Consider the following 15712-nt stretch of genomic DNA (forward strand, 5'->3'; position numbering starts at 1 on the left):
GTCGGGCGCAGGGGGCGTCACCTCGGGCGGGGGCGCTGTGGGCTGGGCCGGCTGGGTCGGCTGAACGGGCGTTTCGGGCGGGGGCGTGGTGGCCATGGTCTTAGGTCCTCTTCGCCCGATCAACGCGCGATCGTTGCCGCGGGTTGCTCGCGCCGCTTGCCGATCGTTCGCGCGCGGTATAGAGGCCCGCGACCGACGGTGCCTTAATGCGGGCGTGGCGGAACTGGTAGACGCGCTGGATTTAGGTTCCAGTATCGCAAGATGTGGGGGTTCGAGTCCCTTCGCCCGCACCAGTTTATCCGCGGCGTGCCCGCGGATAGGCACCATCCACAAAATTCTTTGAAGGCACGAAGATGCAGACTGTCGAGACGTTGAACGAGGGCCTGAAGCGCGCCTACACGCTGACCATCCCGGCGGCCGAGATCGAGAGCCGCGTCGATGCGGAGCTGAAGCGGGTTGCCCCGCAGGTGCGCATGCCCGGCTTCCGCCCCGGCAAGGTGCCCGCCAACATCGTGCGCAAGATGCACGGCCCGGCGCTGATGCAGGACGCGCTCAACACCTCGATCCAGGAAGGCATCCAGGCGCTGATCGCCGAGCAGCAGTTGCGCCCCGCGATCCAGCCCTCCGTGGCGCTGACCGACGGCTATGAGCCCGGCAAGGACGCCGAGCTGAAGGTCGAACTGGAAGTGCTGCCCCAGGTGCCGGCGCCGGCGATCGACTCGCTCAAGCTCGAGAAGCTGGTCGTGCCCGCCGCCGACGAGGTGATTGACGAGCAGCTGCAGAAGTTCGCCGATCAGACCAAGAAGTGGGACGACACCGAGGAAGGCTACCAAGCCAAGATGGGCGACATGGTCACCGTCGATTTCGTCGGCAAGACGATGGACGGCGTCGCCTTCGAGGGCGGCACCGGCACCGACATGGCCGTCGAGCTGGGCGCCGGTCGCCTGATCCCAGGCTTCGAGGAGCAGACTGTCGGCGTGAAGGCCGGTGACGAGCGTCAGATCAAGGTCACCTTCCCGGAGGAATATCAGGCCAAGGAACTGGCCGGGCAGGACGCGACCTTCGACCTCACCGTCAAGTCGGTGAAGACGGCTGGCGAAGCCAAGATCGACGAGGACCTGGCCAAGAACCTTGGTCTCGAGAGCCTCGAGCAGCTGCGCGGCCTGGTTCGCGGCCAGGTCGAGAGCGAGCTCAACAATCTCACCCGCACGCACATGAAGCGCAAGCTGCTCGACCAGCTCGCCGCCGGCCACGATTTCGAAGTGCCGCCGTCGATGGTGGAGGCGGAGTTCGCGCAGATCTGGCAGCAGCTGGAGCATGAAGCGACCCACGAGCCCGATCCAGCCGCCGCCATGGAGGAAATGGAGAAGGAGCGCGACGATTACCGCAAGATCGCCGAGCGCCGCGTCCGCCTCGGCCTGCTGCTGAGCGAGATCGGCCAGGCGAACGGCGTCGAAGTGACGCAGCAGGAGATGAACCGCCTGATCGCGCAGGCCGCGCAGCAGTATCGCGGCGAGGACCAGCAGCGCTTCATCCAGTACATCCAGCAGGAGCCGATGGCGGCTGCCCAGCTGCGCGCGCCGCTGTACGAGGACAAGGTTGTCGACTTCCTGTTCGACAAGGCCGAAGTGACCGAGCGCGAGACCACCCGCGAGGAACTGGAAGCCGCGATCGAGAGCGAGGACGGTTTCGCGACCGGCACGCACCACCACGATCACGACAACCACAAGCCCAAGCAGAAGAAGGTGGCCACGAAGAAAGCCGACGACTCGCCGGCTGACGAAACGGCCGCTGAAGAGGGCGACGCTGAGGTGAAGCCGGCGAAGAAGCCGGCCGCCAAGAAGAAGGCGGCTGAGGCTCCGGCCGAGGGCGGCGAGGAAGCTGAAGCTCCGGCGAAGAAGCCGGCGGCGAAGAAGAAGGCCGCTGGGGCCGACGAGGCTGCCGTCGAAGGCGAGGCGGAGGCCAAGCCGGCCAAGAAGGCATCGGCCAAGAAGGCAGCGCCCAAGACCGAGGGCTGATTTCGACTCCGGATCATCGCAATCCCGTTCGCCCTGAGCTTGCCGAAGGGCCACCCTTTCTTCGAGAGGAAGGACAGGGCTTCGAGAGGCTCAGCCCGAACGGGATAGTGGCGGCCAGCTTACATGATCCGTCACCCCGGCCTTGCGCCGGGGTCCCGCTGCCTTCGCACCGCCGAGGGAGAAGCGGGACCCGGACCAAGCCCGGGGTGACGTGTTTCTGGGTGGGCAGTTCCTGATCTTAAGGACTGGCGAGTTACCTCACACCTGTTCGCCCTGAGCTTGTCGGAGGGCTGCACTTTCTTCCAAGGCTGGGGCAGAGCTTCGACAGGCTCGGCCCGAACGGATGTGTGGAAACCAGTGACCAACGAACCAGTGATCGCCGTCCTGCTGCCGTGCTACAATGAGGAGGCGGCGATTGCGCAGACCGTGGCCGGGTTCCGCGCCGCGCTGCCCGGTGCGACCATTTACGTTTACGACAATAATTCGGGTGACGGCACGGTCGAGGTGGCGCGCGCGGCCGGCGCCATCGTGCGTACCGAGCGGATCCAGGGCAAGGGCGCGGTGGTGCGCCGGATGTTCGCCGACGTGGATGCCGACGTCTATGTCATGGCCGATGGCGACGCGACCTATGACGCGGCATCGGCCCCCGCGCTGGTGCAGCGCATGCTCGACGAGCAGCTCGACATGGTGGTCGGCTGCCGGGTCGGGGAGGCGGCGGCGGCATATCGGCGCGGGCATCGGTTGGGCAATGCCATGCTCACCGGCATGCTGGCGCAATTGTTCGGGCGCAGTTTCACCGATATTCTCAGCGGTTATCGGGTGTTCTCGCGCCGGTTCGTGAAGAGCTTTCCGGTGCTCTCAGTCGGCTTCGAGATCGAGACGGAGATTTCGGTCCATGCACTCGAACTCAAGATGCCGGTCGGCGAGGTGGAAACGCCCTATTTCGCGCGGCCCGAAGGATCGGTGTCGAAACTGAGCACTTATCGCGACGGCTGGCGGATCCTCGGTACGATTGTGACGCTGTATCGCATTGAACGGCCCTTGTGGTTCTTCGGCGCGATCGGCGCGGCGCTGCTGGCGCTGGCGATCGTGCTCGCGATCCCGCTGGCGGTCACCTACGCCGAGACCGGGCTGGTGCCGCGCTTTCCCACTGCCATCCTAGTGACCGGGCTGACTATCCTGGCAGCTTTGTCAGGTTTCGCCGGGCTGATCCTCGATACCGTTGTGCGCGGCCGGCGCGAGGTGCGCCGGTTGGCGTATCTGGCGCACCATGCACCGGTGGCTTGCTGATCGCGCTGGCCACACCTGACCAACTGACCTAGGCTGAGACATATGGCGACTTCGCTCTCCGGCCGGACTGCGGCCTTTCTTGTCCTTGGTTCGGCTTGGGCGACGGGGGCTGCCGCGCAGGACGAACCACGGCGCACGCGAGTCGCGGCTGGGCCGCAATTCGTGCCGCGCTATCCGGGGGCGAAAGGTGTCGTCGTACGGCCGTTCCTCGATTTCAGCCGCGCGCGCGGTAATGAACCGTTTCGGTTCGAGGCGGCGGATGAGAGCGCGGGTTTGCCGCTCCTCAACGCCAGCGGCTTCTCCTTTGGTCCGGCAATCGGCTTTGAAGGGGCGCGCCGCACCCGTGATGTGCGCGGCGTGCCCAGCGTGGGCTTCACCGTAGAGGCGGGGGGGTTCGCGCAATATCAGTTCGCTGCCCCCGTCCGGGCGCGGGTCGAGCTGCGACAGGGCATTGGCGGCCACAAGGGCCTGATTGGCATGGCCGCGCTGGATTATGTCGCCCGCGACCGCGACGAATGGCTGTTCTCGATCGGGCCGCGCGTCACCTATTCCAACGGCAAGTATCAGCGTGCCTATTTCGGGGTGCCGGTCGAGTCGGTGGCGACGTCCGGGCTGCCCGCCTTCCGTCCTTCCGGTGGCGTTCAGGCGGTGGGGGCGAATGCCGGTTATCTCATGCAATTCACGCCGCGCTGGGGTGTCTATGCCTATGGAAAGTATGACCGGCTGGTTGATGACGCCGCCGACTCGCCTGTGGTGCGCCGCTATGGAGCGCGCGATCAATGGTCGGGCGGCCTGTCGCTGACCTACACATTCGGCGTTCGGGACTGAACCGGCGGGACTTGAAGTCCCGCCGTCCGCGCGCGACATAGGTGCCCTACAGGGCATAAGAGAGAGTTTTTCATGCACAATCCGTTCGAGACCGGCGACTTCGCAGGGGCCCTGGCGCGTGCCGGTGTCGGCATGCAGCAGACGCAGGCCGGGCTGGTTCCGATCGTCATTGAACAGTCGAACCGCGGTGAGCGTTCGTTCGACATCTTCAGCCGCCTGCTGCGCGAACGGATCATCTTCGTCACCGGCGGGGTCGAGGATGGCATGGCCAGCCTGATCACCGCGCAGCTGCTGTTCCTGGAATCGGAGAACCCGAAAAAGGACATCTTCATGTACATCAACTCGCCGGGCGGTGTCGTCACGGCGGGCATGGCGATCCATGACACGATGCACTACATCCGCCCGCGCGTCGGCACGGTGTGCATCGGCCAGGCCGCCTCGATGGGCAGCTTCCTCCTCTCGGCGGGCGAGCCTGGGATGCGCGTGGCGCTGACCAATGCGCGCATCATGATTCACCAGCCGTCCGGTGGCGCGCAGGGCATGGCCAGCGACATCGAGATCCAGGCCAAGGAAATTCTGCGTATCCGGCATCGCATGAACGAGCTGTACGCCAAGTACACCGGCCAGCCGATCGAGGTGATCGAGAAGGCGATGGATCGCGACAAGTTCCTCAGCAGCGATGAGGCCAAGGAATTCGGCCTGATCGACGAGGTGTTCGACAAGCGGCCGGCACCGGCCGAAGATGCGGCGGCGGCCTGATTTCCGTTAGCCTTTTTCCGGCATTGCCGGATCGAGAGCGGCGGGGTTACCATGCCCCGCTGCGCAAAGGATGTGATTGAATGACCAAGCTAAGCGGCGGTGACTCGAAGAGCACGCTTTACTGCTCCTTCTGCGGCAAGTCGCAGCACGAGGTCCGCAAGCTCATCGCCGGCCCGACCGTGTTCATCTGCGACGAGTGTGTCGAGCTGTGCAATGACATCATCCGCGAGGAGACCAAGTCGGCGCTCGTGTCCAAGAAGGACGGCGGCGTGCCGACTCCGCAGGAGATCTGCGACGTCCTCGACGATTACGTCATTGGTCAGAAGCAGGCCAAGCGCGTGCTCTCGGTCGCGGTGCACAACCACTACAAGCGGCTTAACCACGGCGCCAAGGGCGCGGACGTCGAGCTCGCCAAGTCGAACATCCTCCTCGTCGGGCCGACCGGCTGCGGCAAGACGCTGCTGGCGCAGACGTTGGCGCGCATTCTTGACGTGCCGTTCACCATGGCGGATGCGACGACGCTGACCGAGGCCGGCTATGTCGGCGAGGATGTCGAGAACATCATCCTCAAGCTGCTCCAGGCGTCCGACTATAACGTCGAGCGGGCGCAGCGGGGCATCGTGTACATCGACGAAATCGACAAGATCAGCCGCAAGGCCGAGAACCCGTCGATCACGCGCGACGTGTCGGGCGAGGGCGTGCAGCAGGCGCTGCTCAAGCTGATGGAAGGCACCACTGCTTCCGTTCCGCCGCAGGGCGGGCGCAAGCACCCGCAGCAGGAGTTCCTGCAGGTCGACACGACCAACATCCTGTTCATCTGCGGTGGTGCATTCAGCGGCCTCGAGAAGATCATCGGCGACCGCCTGCAGGGCAAGTCGATCGGCTTCGGCGCTTATGTCGCGTCGCCGGAGGAGCGCCGCACCGGTGAGGTGCTGCGTTCGACCGAGCCGGAGGATCTGCTCAAGTTCGGCCTGATCCCCGAGTTCGTCGGCCGCCTGCCGGTGATCGCGACGCTCGAGGATCTTGACATCCCGGCGCTGGTGAAGATCCTGAGCGAGCCCAAGAACGCGCTGGTCAAGCAATACCAGAAGCTGTTCGACATGGAGGAGGTGAAGCTGGGCTTCACCGACGACGCGCTGGTGACGGTCGCGAAGAAGGCGATCGATCGCAAGACCGGCGCGCGCGGCCTTCGCTCGATCCTCGAGGGCATCCTGCTCGACACGATGTTCGACCTGCCGGGCATGGATTCGGTCGACGAGGTGATGATCGACAAGGACGTGGTCGACGGCCGCAAGGAGCCGATCCGCGTCTATGCCGAGAAGAAGAAGAGCGGCGCCGGCGCTGCGTGACGTATCCTCGGTCGGGTGGGAGGCTCGCACGATGTGCATCCATCCGGCTGAGTGATCGCAGGAATCGATAGAGGCGGCCAAATGGCCGCCTCTTTTTTTGCTTGCGTGCGAGACGCTTGTGATCGGCACTCTCCTGTCCCTCTACCCAAATGGGCGAGAGGGAGAACAACTGACGCGCGGTGATCTACGGCAACATCACGGCAAGGTGACGAAGCTGTCCATCACGCGCTTGCGGCCGGCCTTTTCGAATTCGATCTCCAGCTTGTTGCCTTCGATCTCCTCAATCGTCCCGTAGCCGAACTTCTGGTGGAACACGCGCTGGCCGAGCGACAGGTCGGTGCGGCCTTTGTTGCCGAGGCTGACCGCGGGTGCGCGGCTTTCCACCACGCGGGTCGGCTCGCGATTAAAGGTGCGGCTCTGCCACCCGCCGCCGGGCTTGGCGTCCAACGTGCCCGCGGCGCGCTGCCAGCCCGGCCCGCGGCCGGTGCCGCGGCCGACATCGGCAAACGGATCGGCGCGTTCGGACCAATTGGCCCGCCACAGGCTCTCGCCGCCGGACATGGTGGTTTCGCTGTCGACGTGATCGGCCGGCAGTTCGGCGACGAAGCGCGAGGGGATGGACGAGGTCCATTGGCCATAGATGCGGCGGTTGGCGGCGTGGAGGATCACCGCTTTGCGCCGCGCGCGCGTGATCGCGACGTAAGCGAGACGGCGTTCCTCCTCCAGGCTGCGGGTGCCGCCCTCGTCAAGCGCACGTTGCGAGGGGAAGATGCCTTCCTCCCAGCCGGCGAGGAACACGGTGTCGAACTCCAGCCCCTTGGCGGCGTGGATCGTCATGATTGTCACCTTGGGGTCCTCGCGCGTGCCCTCGTTGTCCATGACGAGGCTGACGTGTTCGAGGAACGCGCCGAGGTTCTCATATTCCTCCATCGCGCGGACGAGTTCGGAAAGGTTCTCCAGGCGGCCGGCGGCCTCGGTCGACTTCTCCGCCTGCCACATGCCGGTGTAGCCTGATTCATCGAGGATCTGCCGCGCGAGTTCGGGATGGGCGAGGTCGCGCGCCATGTCGCGCCAGCGGGCGATGTCGCCGACGAAATTGCCCAGCGCGCGGCGCGCTTGCGGGGTCAGCTCGTCGGTGTCGAGGATGCGCGCGGCGGCGAGGCTCAGCGGCAAGCCTTCGGCGCGCGCGAGCATGTGCAGCTTGGCGATGGCCTTGTCGCCCAGCCCGCGCTTGGGCGTGTTGACGATCCGCTCAAAGGCGAGGTCGTCGGCCGGCTGGTTGACGATGCGCAAATACGCCAGGGCGTCGCGGATTTCCTGTCGCTCGTAGAAGCGGAAGCCGCCCACGATCCGGTATGGCATGCCGATCGCGATGAAGCGGTCTTCGAACTCGCGCGTCTGGTGCTGCGCGCGGACGAGAATAGCGCAATCGTCGAGGCTCTTGCCCGCCCGCTGGCAGCTTTCGATCTCGTCACCGACGCGGCGTGCTTCCTCCGGCCCGTCCCACACGCCGATCACGCGGACCTTCTCGCCGACGTCGAGTTCGGTCCACAATGTCTTGCCGAGCCGGCCCGAATTGTTGCCGATCACCCCGCCCGCCGCGCCGAGAATGTGCGGCGTGGAGCGGTAATTCTGTTCCAGCCGGATCACCTTCGCGCCGGGGAAATCCTTCTCGAACTTGAGAATATTCTCGACCTGCGCGCCGCGCCAGGAATAGATCGACTGGTCGTCGTCACCCACGCAGCAGATGTTCCGCCGCTCCTGCGCCAGCAGCCGCAGCCAGAGGTATTGGACCGAATTGGTGTCCTGATATTCGTCCACCATGATGTAGCGGAAGCGCTGCTGATATTGCTCCAGCACCTCCCGATTGCTCTTCAGGATGGTGAGGACGTGGAGCAGCAAGTCGCCGAAGTCGCAGGCGTTCACCGCCTTGAGGCGCGCCTGGTACTGTTCGTACAACTCGCCGCCGCGCCCGTTGGCGAAGCGCTCGCTCTCGCCGGCATCGATCTCGCGCGGGGTTAGGCCCTTGTTCTTCCATTCGTCGATCAACCCGGCGAGGCTGCGCGCGGGAAAGCGCTTTTCATCGATGTCCGCCGCGACGATCAGCTGCTTGAGCAAGCGTAGCTGGTCGTCGGTGTCGAGGATGGTGAAATTGTTCTGCAGCCCGACCAGCTCGGCGTGACGACGCAGCATCTTGGCGCCGATCGCGTGAAAGGTGCCGAGCCACGGCATGCCTTCCACCGCATCGCCGACCAGACGGCCGACGCGCTCGCGCATCTCGCGCGCCGCCTTGTTGGTGAAGGTGACCGACAGGATCTCGCTGGGATAGGCGCGGCGCGTGTAGAGCAGGTGCGCGAGCCGCGCGGTCAGCGCCGCCGTCTTGCCCGTGCCCGCGCCGGCGAGGACGAGAACGGGGCCATCGGTCGTTAACACCGCATCGCGCTGCGGTTCGTTCAGGCCCTTGAGATACGGGGGCTCGGCAAGCTGGGTATCGGTCACGCTAGGTCAGGTAGGGCCGCTTGCGTACCGGCGCAATCCATGAGAACAAAGGCGAAACGCCCTGCGCGGGCAATTGGCGGGAGAGAGTCGATGAGCATCACGGGCAAGTGTCACTGCGGTTCGGTCAGCTGGTCGGCGGAGGGGGCGCCCGAACATCATGCGGTATGCCATTGCGAGGATTGCCGTCGCTGGTCTGGCGCGCCGATGGTCGGCTGGATCGCGTGGCAGGCCGATCGGGTCACGGTGTCCGGTGACACGAACGCCTATCACTCGTCCGCACATGGCACGCGTGAGTTTTGCGGTGCCTGCGGGACGGGGTTGTTCTACCGCAACCCTGAGTTCCTGCCCGGCATCATCGACATACAGTCCGGCACGCTCGATGATCCCGAAAGCCAGCCGCCCGGCGCACAGATCATGGTCAAGGACCGGCTGAACTGGGCAAAGGGGATAGGCGATCTTCCGGAATTCCAGATGTATCCGGGAATGGAGTAATCTAGGTCGTCGTCATCCTGGCTCAGAGCCGGGAAGACGGCAGTGCCGGAACGGGCGAGAGGGGCCGCCGCTCAGTTCTGCTTCATCTCCAACGCGCGCGCATAGAGCGCCTTTCGGTCGAGGCCGAGCCGCTTCGCCACTTCCCCGGCCGCCTTGGCGGCGGGCAGGCGGGTCAGCGCCTCGGCCAGCGCAGCGTCACCGTCTTCCTCGCTCGCCGGCGGCGCGTCGCCCGGGGGAGCGACGACGATCACGATCTCGCCCCTGGGCGGTGCATCCGCATAGCGGGCGGCGAGGACCGGCAGTGTGCCGGTAACCGCTTCCTCGAACTTCTTGGTGATTTCGCGAGTCACTGCCGCTTCGCGATCGCCGAGTTGGTCCGCAAGTGCTGCCAACGTCGCCCCCAGACGCGGGCCGCTTTCGTAGAGGATGAGCGTGGCGCGGATCGCGCCCAGTTCCGCAATCGTCTCAGCACGCGCCTTTGCCTTGGACGGCAGAAAGCCCGCGAACAGGAAACGATCGGTCGGCAGGCCGGCAAGCGTCAGCGCGGCCACGGCAGCGCAGGGGCCCGGGATCGTCACCACGGCGTGCCCCGCCGCGCGGGCGTCGCGCACCAGTTTATAGCCGGGGTCAGAGATCAGCGGCGTCCCCGCATCGGACACCAGGGCTACTGCCTCCGTCGCCATTCGCGCGATCAACTGGGGGCGGACGTGATCGGCGTTGTGATCGTGATAAGGCGTCATCGGCCGCTTTGTCCCGATATGACGCAGCAACACGGCTGTAACACGAGTGTCTTCTGCCGCGACTAGGTCGGCGCGCGACAGGATGTCGGCGGCACGTGGAGACAAGTCCCCGAGATTGCCGATCGGGGTGGCGACGATGTACAGGCCGGGGCTTAGCTTTTCCACGAGGGGTGTCATGGCAGAGGCCGCAACCGTACCGCAACGGGCGAATGAGATCGCGCGTAGATCCGTCGCCCGGGGTTTTGTCGCCGTCGCGGCGCTGCTCGTTTCCGCTTGCTCCACCGTTGTGCCGCGCGGTCCAGCGCCGCCGCGCCCAACCCAGGCACCACCGCCGGTGCAGCGGCCAGACACCGGCGTTCAGGCGGGCATTCCGCGCGACGCCGCGCGCAATCGCGTCGCGTTGCTGGTGCCTTTGTCGGGATCCAACGCTGGCGTCGGCAAGAGCCTTGCCAATGCGACTCAGCTCGCATTGCTCGATACGCGCAACGAACAAGTGCGTATCACCAATTATGACACCGCGCTTGGCGCCGCCGCCGCGGCACAGCGCGCGGTGGCGGATGGCGCACAGCTGATTCTCGGCCCGCTTCTGTCCGAAGACGTGCGCGCGGTTACGCCGATCGCGCGGCGCGCGGGCGTGCCGGTGCTTGCCTTCTCCAACGACACCAGCGTTGCGGGCAATGGCGTTTACCTGATGGGTTACACCCCGTCGCAATCGATCGAGCGCGTCGTCGCTTACGCGCGCAGCCGCGGTGTCACCAATTTCGGCGGCCTCGTCCCTAATGCGCTGTACGGTACGCGGGCCTCCACCAGCTTCCTGCGGGCGGTGGAATCTGCCGGTGGGCGGGTCGTGGCGCTTCAGACCTATGATCGCACCCCCGGCGGCATCGGCGCCGCCGTGACACGGATGACAAAGGATGCGCCGTTCGATGGCGTGCTGATTGCCGATTCGGGCGCCACCGCTGCCACCGCGGTGCCGCTGCTGCGCCGCGCCAGCCCGAACACTCGTATCATCGGCACCGAATTGTGGAACACCGACAACGGCATTGCCGCGCGTCCGGCGCTGAATGGCGCATGGTATGCCAGTGTTTCCAACACCTTGTACCGGCAATATGCCGCCAAGTATCGCGCGCGCTTCGGCGCGGCGCCGTACCGCCTTTCCAGCCTTGGCTATGATGCCGTGCTGCTGACCGCACGTATCGCACGCGATTGGCGGGCCGGGGCGCCATTCCCCGAAGCGCGGCTGCGTTCGGGCGAGGGCTATGCCGGCATCGACGGCGCGTTCCGCTTCGGCCGCGATGGCGTTGCCGAGCGCGCGCTGGAAGTTCAGGAAATCCGCGGCGGTACCTCCGCCGTCGTGTCGCCCGCTCCGGCAAGTTTCGGGCGATAACGGTTTAATCATAAGGATTGCATGATGTTCGCCTGGTTCCAGCGCCTCCTCCCGAAGCGCGGCAATTTCTTTGAGCTGTTCGAGGCGCATGCCGCCGTGACGCTGCGCGCAGCGGAGACGGTGAACCGGCTCTTCGCTGGCGCGGCCAATCCCGACGCACTGATTGCCGAAATGAAGGACTTGGAGCATCAGGCGGACGATATCACCCGCACCGTGCTGCAAACGGTGCGGGTTACCTTCCTGACGCCGTTCGATCGCAGCGCGATCACCGACCTGATCAATCGCATGGACGATGCCATCGATGCGATGGACGCGGCCGTGACTGCGGTGAGCCTCTATGAAATTCGCAGTTTCGCGCCCGACATGCACGAAATGTCCAAGCTGATGCTGGATGCCGCGCGGGTTTCTGCCGAGGCAATGCCGCTGCTGCGCGACGTGGCGCGGAACGGGGCGCGGCTCCACGCGCTGACCGAACGGCTCGTTCGCTTGGAAGGCGAGGTCGACGGCTTGCACGAGCAAGGGCTGAAGCGGCTGTTCGAGAAGCATCATCATGAAGGCGGTGATCCAATGCGCTTCGTCGTCGACCGCGAGATCTACAAGCATCTCGAAAAGATCTCCGACGCGTTCGAGGACGTGGCGAACGAGATCGACGGCATCGTCATCGATCACTCCTGAGCGATACGGACCGCCATGCATGAGCTCGCCTTTCCGCTGCTCGTCGGCCTGATCATCGTCGCGCTGGCGTTCGATTTTCTCAACGGGCTGCACGATGCGGCCAATTCGATCGCCACGGTGGTGGCGACCCGGCTGCTGTCGCCGGTGCAGGCGGTGGCGTTCGCCGCCTTCTTCAACTTTGCCGCGTATTTCGTGACACTTGCCTTCCCCAGCTTACACGCGGTGGCGGAAACGATCGGCAAGGGCCTGATCGATCAAGAGGTTGTCACGCCCGCGGTGATCTTCGGCGCGCTGGGCGGGGCGATGTTCTGGAACGTCGTCACCTGGCAGAAGGGTATCCCCTCCTCGTCGAGCCACGCGCTCGTCGGCGGGTTGGTCGGCGCCGGCGTCGCCCATGCCAGCATCAACAGCATCCAGGTCGGCGGGCTGACCAAGACGATGGTGGCGATCGTCGTGTCGCCTACCTTGGGCATGATCCTGTCGTTGCTGGTGATGCTGGCGAGCAGCTGGGCGCTGCGCAAGTCGACGGCGCGGCAGGCGGAGAAGAGTTTCCGCACGATGCACCTCGTCTCGTCTGCGGCCTATTCGCTCAGCCATGGCCTGAACGATGCACAGAAGACGATGGGGATCATCACCGTGCTGCTCTATTCGACCGGCTATCTGTCGGGCGAGTTCGAGGTGCCGCATTGGGTGGCGATCAGTTGCTATATCGCGATCGGCCTCGGCACGCTGTCGGGCGGGTGGAAGATCATCGAGACGATGGGCTCGCGGATCACCAAGCTGTCGCAGCACCAGGGGTTTGCGGCCTCGACCGGCGGTTCGATCGTGCTGTTCACCGCCTCGGCGATGGGCATTCCGGTATCGACCACGCATACGATTACCGGATCGATCATCGGCGCGGGCGTGGCGCGGCGAACCTCCGCGGTCCGCTGGGGTACCGCGAGTAGTGTGGTGATCGCGTGGATCATCACCATTCCCTGCTCGGCTGCGGTAGGCGCGGCTTTCTACGCGCTGACCTTGTTGTTCTAACGCTATGTGGGTCCTCCCCCTGACCGGAGAGGATATATGGACTGCCCGCTGCCGCAGCAGTTTGACGGTTCCTTCCCCCGTTCGCCCTGAGCCTGTCGAAGGGCGTGCCACAGGCGCTTGTCCTGCTTGGCACGTACTTCGACAGGCTCAGTACGAACGGGAAGAAGAGGCTAACTCACTCCAGCAGCTTCGGTGCCTCGCGCTGCAGCTTGTCGCGGATCTTGTCGGAGAACATCGCGAGAAAGGCCGGCAGCTCGAACGTGGCGTGGACGTTGGTGTCGTGGACATCGAGGTGGACCGCGACGCGCTGACCCAGGCCCTCCACCGTGAAGTGCAGCGTGTCGCCCTGCCAGCGGTGCTCCGTCACCGCGCCGCCGGGTACGAAATCGGCCAGCTTGCCGAAGCTGCCGCCGATCCGCTCCTTGGCTTGCGCCGTTCCCAGCTTGTGCGGGATGTCGACTTCGATCGGGGCGGTCATGCCGTGAACTCCGTGGCGAACAGTTGCGCGTCGTCGGCGAACGCCTTGAACTCCAGGGCGTTGCCGGACGGATCTCGAAAAAACATCGTGGCCTGCTCGCCCGGCTGACCCTTGAAGCGGATGTGTGGGGCAATGCCGAAGGTGACGCCGGCCGCCTCGACCCGTGCTGCCAGTGCCTCCCAATCGGGCATGGTCAGCACCACGCCGAAATGCGGGACAGGCACGTCATGGCCGTCCACCGGGTTGCTGGTACCGGCAGGGCGAGCGTTCTCGTCGAGGTGTGCGACGATCTGGTGGCCGGCGAGATCGAAGTCGATCCAGCGATCGCTGGAGCGCCCTTCGCGGCAGCCGAGCACCTCGCCGTAGAAGGCGCGGGCCGAGGCAAGATCGTGCACGGGAAAGGCGAGATGGAAGGGGCGAAGTGTCATGGATGGCTGATACACCGTCCGGCATGCGACGTCACCATTTCCGTCATGCCAGGCTTGTCCCGGCATCCAGCGTGCCGCAAGAGCGGCCCGGTCTGCCTTTGCGGGCCGCTGGACCCCGGGACATGGCCGGGGTGACGATGAGGTTGAAGGTGTCGTTCCAATCGGTTTTCGGCCGTCGGCCGCTTTTAAGCGCGCTGCTTCTCGGCGCCATTGCAGCGTGCGGATTTGCGCCGCTTCAGCTGTGGTGGCTGACGGTCGGCTGCTTCGCGGCCTGGATGCGGCTGGTGCATCGCGCGCCGACGCTGAAGGCGGCGCTGTGGCGCGGGTGGGTGTTCGGTGTCGGGCACTTCACGATCAACAACAATTGGTTCCAGCACGCTTTTGATTTTCAAGACAAGATGCCGCCGGTGCTCGGCTATGCGGCGCCGGTCGCGCTGGCATTGTATCTGGCAGTCTATCCGGCGATCGCGGCGGGTGCCGCGTGGCGAGTACGGGGCAACAAGGCGGACCTGAGTTATGTGCTCGCCTTCGCAGCGGCGTGGATCGTTACGGAGTGGCTGCGCAGCGTGATGTTCACAGGCTACGCCTGGGATTCGCTGAGCGTGATCTGGGTGCCGGTACAGCCCGTGGCGGGCATCGCGGCATGGGTGGGAACCTATGCCTTGTCGGGCCTCACCGTGCTGTTGGCGGGCCTGTTGCTGCTGGTGCGGGGCGTGCCGGTGGCGGTCGGGGGCGTGGCGTTGGTGTTGGCGGGCCTGATCGGCGCGCAATGGTTCAGTTATCGCGCGGACCAGACGCCGGTGCGTACCGACGCGCCCCGCATACGGGTCGTCCAGCCCAACGTGCCGCAGGACGCGCGCGGGGAGAGCGATGGCGAGATGATGCTCGCCAAGCTGTCCGAACTGTCGGGTAAGCCAGGAGCGGCGCCGCGGCTGATCGTGTGGCCCGAGGGTGTCGTGCGCGATTTCTTCGAGGACGGCTATCCGGACTATGCTTACACCGCCGATCCGTTCTGGATCCGGTGGCGGATGGCGCGCTTGCTGGGACCGCGCGACATGCTGCTGACCGGCGGCACGGCGCTGCAATTCGACAAGAACGGCAATGCGGTGACCGCGACCAATTCGGTTTTCGCGGTGGATCCGCGTGCGAAGATCCGGGGCCGCTACGATAAGGCGCATTTGGTGCCTTATGGCGAATATCTACCGGTGCCGTGGCTGCTGAAGCCGCTGGGCCTCGATCGGTTGGTGCCGGGATCGATGGATTTCGCCGAAGGGCCTGGGCCATTGGCGCTCGAGGTGCCCGGGATGGGCGATATCGGTATCCAGCTTTGCTACGAGATCATCTTCTCCGGCCAGGTGATCGATCCCGCGAAGCGACCCCGCGTCTTGTTCAACCCGTCCAACGATGCGTGGTTCGGCGCCTGGGGCCCGCCGCAGCATCTGGCGCAGGCGCGGATGCGGGCGATCGAGGAGGGGCTGCCGGTGATCCGCGCTACCCCCAACGGCATTTCGGCGGTGATCGGCGCCGATGGCCGCCTGATCGCCACCGTGCCGCATGAGACCGCCGGTGCGATCGAGGTGCCGCTGCCCGCCGCCAAGCCGCCGACGTTGTTTTCGCGCGTGGGGAACTGGATGGCCGCGATCGTCGCGGTTCTGCTGGCCGCTGCGGCCATTGCCTTCCGCCGCCGCGGACGATAGGGGCATATAAAGCTATCTTTATATCCTTATCTCACCAGAAATC

General features: G+C 65.4%; 14 protein-coding genes and 1 tRNA gene. 11 read left to right on the forward strand and 4 right to left on the reverse strand.

Annotation, left to right across the window (positions count from 1 at the left end):
- The first annotated feature begins 208 nt into the window (after positions 1 to 208).
- The 6 genes from SPHI_RS06920 to clpX all read left to right on the forward strand — a co-directional run bounded on the left by SPHI_RS06920 (position 209) and on the right by clpX (position 6244).
- Positions 209 to 293 (forward strand) — tRNA-Leu (locus tag SPHI_RS06920).
- Positions 294 to 353: 60 nt separating this feature from the next.
- Entirely contained in the window at positions 354 to 2018 is a 1665-nt protein-coding gene (gene tig / locus SPHI_RS06925; RefSeq protein ID WP_076744184.1) for a trigger factor, read from the forward strand.
- Between the two features lie 357 nt (positions 2019 to 2375).
- Positions 2376 to 3308: a glycosyltransferase family 2 protein gene (locus SPHI_RS06930; RefSeq protein ID WP_076744185.1), complete on the forward strand. Its 933-nt coding sequence runs from the start codon at positions 2376 to 2378 to the stop codon at positions 3306 to 3308.
- A 42-nt stretch (positions 3309 to 3350) separates the two neighbouring features.
- Entirely contained in the window at positions 3351 to 4136 is a 786-nt protein-coding gene (locus SPHI_RS06935; protein WP_076744186.1) for a MipA/OmpV family protein, read from the forward strand.
- A gap of 72 nt (positions 4137 to 4208) precedes the next feature.
- Entirely contained in the window at positions 4209 to 4895 is a 687-nt protein-coding gene (locus SPHI_RS06940; protein WP_076744187.1) for an ATP-dependent Clp protease proteolytic subunit, read from the forward strand.
- A gap of 80 nt (positions 4896 to 4975) precedes the next feature.
- Positions 4976 to 6244, forward strand: coding sequence for an ATP-dependent Clp protease ATP-binding subunit ClpX (clpX, locus tag SPHI_RS06945; RefSeq protein WP_076744188.1), 1269 nt, complete (start codon positions 4976 to 4978; stop codon positions 6242 to 6244).
- 195 nt (positions 6245 to 6439) lie between these two features.
- Here the strand turns inward: clpX and SPHI_RS06950 are convergent, their stop codons facing one another.
- Positions 6440 to 8743 carry an ATP-dependent helicase gene (locus SPHI_RS06950; RefSeq protein WP_076744189.1) on the reverse strand — a complete coding sequence of 768 codons (2304 nt, stop codon included), beginning with the start codon at positions 8741 to 8743 and terminating at the stop codon, positions 6440 to 6442.
- 90 nt (positions 8744 to 8833) lie between these two features.
- Here SPHI_RS06950 and SPHI_RS06955 point away from each other — a divergent pair, with 90 nt between their 5' ends.
- Entirely contained in the window at positions 8834 to 9235 is a 402-nt protein-coding gene (locus SPHI_RS06955) for a GFA family protein (protein WP_076744190.1), read from the forward strand.
- A 71-nt stretch (positions 9236 to 9306) separates the two neighbouring features.
- Here SPHI_RS06955 and rsmI read toward each other — a convergent pair whose 3' ends face one another.
- Positions 9307 to 10152 (reverse strand): 16S rRNA (cytidine(1402)-2'-O)-methyltransferase, encoded by an 846-nt coding sequence (gene rsmI / locus SPHI_RS06960; RefSeq protein ID WP_076744191.1) that lies wholly within the window; start codon positions 10150 to 10152, stop codon positions 9307 to 9309.
- Here rsmI and SPHI_RS06965 point away from each other — a divergent pair.
- Genes SPHI_RS06965 through SPHI_RS06975 form a run of 3 tightly spaced genes read left to right on the forward strand, consistent with a single transcriptional unit; the run spans position 10151 to position 13066 of the window.
- Positions 10151 to 11362: a penicillin-binding protein activator gene (locus SPHI_RS06965; RefSeq protein WP_076744192.1), complete on the forward strand. Its 1212-nt coding sequence runs from the start codon at positions 10151 to 10153 to the stop codon at positions 11360 to 11362. The genes rsmI and SPHI_RS06965 overlap by 2 nt on opposite strands.
- A gap of 24 nt (positions 11363 to 11386) precedes the next feature.
- Positions 11387 to 12037, forward strand: coding sequence for a DUF47 domain-containing protein (locus SPHI_RS06970; RefSeq protein WP_076744371.1), 651 nt, complete (start codon positions 11387 to 11389; stop codon positions 12035 to 12037).
- Between the two features lie 15 nt (positions 12038 to 12052).
- Positions 12053 to 13066 carry an inorganic phosphate transporter gene (locus SPHI_RS06975; RefSeq protein ID WP_076744193.1) on the forward strand — a complete coding sequence of 338 codons (1014 nt, stop codon included), beginning with the start codon at positions 12053 to 12055 and terminating at the stop codon, positions 13064 to 13066.
- Between the two features lie 175 nt (positions 13067 to 13241).
- Here the strand turns inward: SPHI_RS06975 and SPHI_RS06980 are convergent, their stop codons facing one another.
- Together SPHI_RS06980 and SPHI_RS06985 are read right to left on the reverse strand one after the other, a co-directional pair.
- Positions 13242 to 13544 carry a polyhydroxyalkanoic acid system family protein gene (locus SPHI_RS06980; protein WP_076744194.1) on the reverse strand — a complete coding sequence of 101 codons (303 nt, stop codon included), beginning with the start codon at positions 13542 to 13544 and terminating at the stop codon, positions 13242 to 13244.
- Positions 13541 to 13972 carry a VOC family protein gene (locus SPHI_RS06985; protein WP_076744372.1) on the reverse strand — a complete coding sequence of 144 codons (432 nt, stop codon included), beginning with the start codon at positions 13970 to 13972 and terminating at the stop codon, positions 13541 to 13543. The genes SPHI_RS06980 and SPHI_RS06985 overlap by 4 nt, the downstream gene beginning before the upstream one ends.
- 122 nt (positions 13973 to 14094) lie before the next feature.
- Here SPHI_RS06985 and lnt point away from each other — a divergent pair, with 122 nt between their 5' ends.
- A complete protein-coding gene (gene lnt, locus SPHI_RS06990) occupies positions 14095 to 15669 on the forward strand; it encodes an apolipoprotein N-acyltransferase (protein WP_233130769.1) in 1575 nt (524 codons plus the stop codon).
- The last annotated feature ends 43 nt before the right edge of the window (positions 15670 to 15712 follow it).

Source organism: Sphingomonas jeddahensis (genome assembly GCF_001981525.1).
Taxonomy (GTDB): Bacteria; Pseudomonadota; Alphaproteobacteria; order Sphingomonadales; family Sphingomonadaceae; genus Sphingomonas; species Sphingomonas jeddahensis.

Excerpts from the sequence above, each read along its gene's own strand:
- tig (WP_076744184.1), top strand. The coding sequence starts at position 354 with ATGCAGACTGTCGAGACGTTGAACGAGGGCCTGAAGCGCGCCTACACG.
- SPHI_RS06970 (WP_076744371.1), top strand. The coding sequence starts at position 11,387 with ATGTTCGCCTGGTTCCAGCGCCTCCTCCCGAAGCGCGGCAATTTCTTT.
- SPHI_RS06935 (WP_076744186.1), top strand. The coding sequence starts at position 3,351 with ATGGCGACTTCGCTCTCCGGCCGGACTGCGGCCTTTCTTGTCCTTGGT.
- clpX (WP_076744188.1), top strand. The coding sequence starts at position 4,976 with ATGACCAAGCTAAGCGGCGGTGACTCGAAGAGCACGCTTTACTGCTCC.
- SPHI_RS06975 (WP_076744193.1), top strand. The coding sequence starts at position 12,053 with ATGCATGAGCTCGCCTTTCCGCTGCTCGTCGGCCTGATCATCGTCGCG.
- SPHI_RS06965 (WP_076744192.1), top strand. The coding sequence starts at position 10,151 with ATGGCAGAGGCCGCAACCGTACCGCAACGGGCGAATGAGATCGCGCGT.
- SPHI_RS06985 (WP_076744372.1), bottom strand. The coding sequence starts at position 13,972 with ATGACACTTCGCCCCTTCCATCTCGCCTTTCCCGTGCACGATCTTGCC.
- SPHI_RS06980 (WP_076744194.1), bottom strand. The coding sequence starts at position 13,544 with ATGACCGCCCCGATCGAAGTCGACATCCCGCACAAGCTGGGAACGGCG.
- SPHI_RS06955 (WP_076744190.1), top strand. The coding sequence starts at position 8,834 with ATGAGCATCACGGGCAAGTGTCACTGCGGTTCGGTCAGCTGGTCGGCG.
- lnt (WP_233130769.1), top strand. The coding sequence starts at position 14,095 with ATGGCCGGGGTGACGATGAGGTTGAAGGTGTCGTTCCAATCGGTTTTC.
- rsmI (WP_076744191.1), bottom strand. The coding sequence starts at position 10,152 with ATGACACCCCTCGTGGAAAAGCTAAGCCCCGGCCTGTACATCGTCGCC.
- SPHI_RS06940 (WP_076744187.1), top strand. The coding sequence starts at position 4,209 with ATGCACAATCCGTTCGAGACCGGCGACTTCGCAGGGGCCCTGGCGCGT.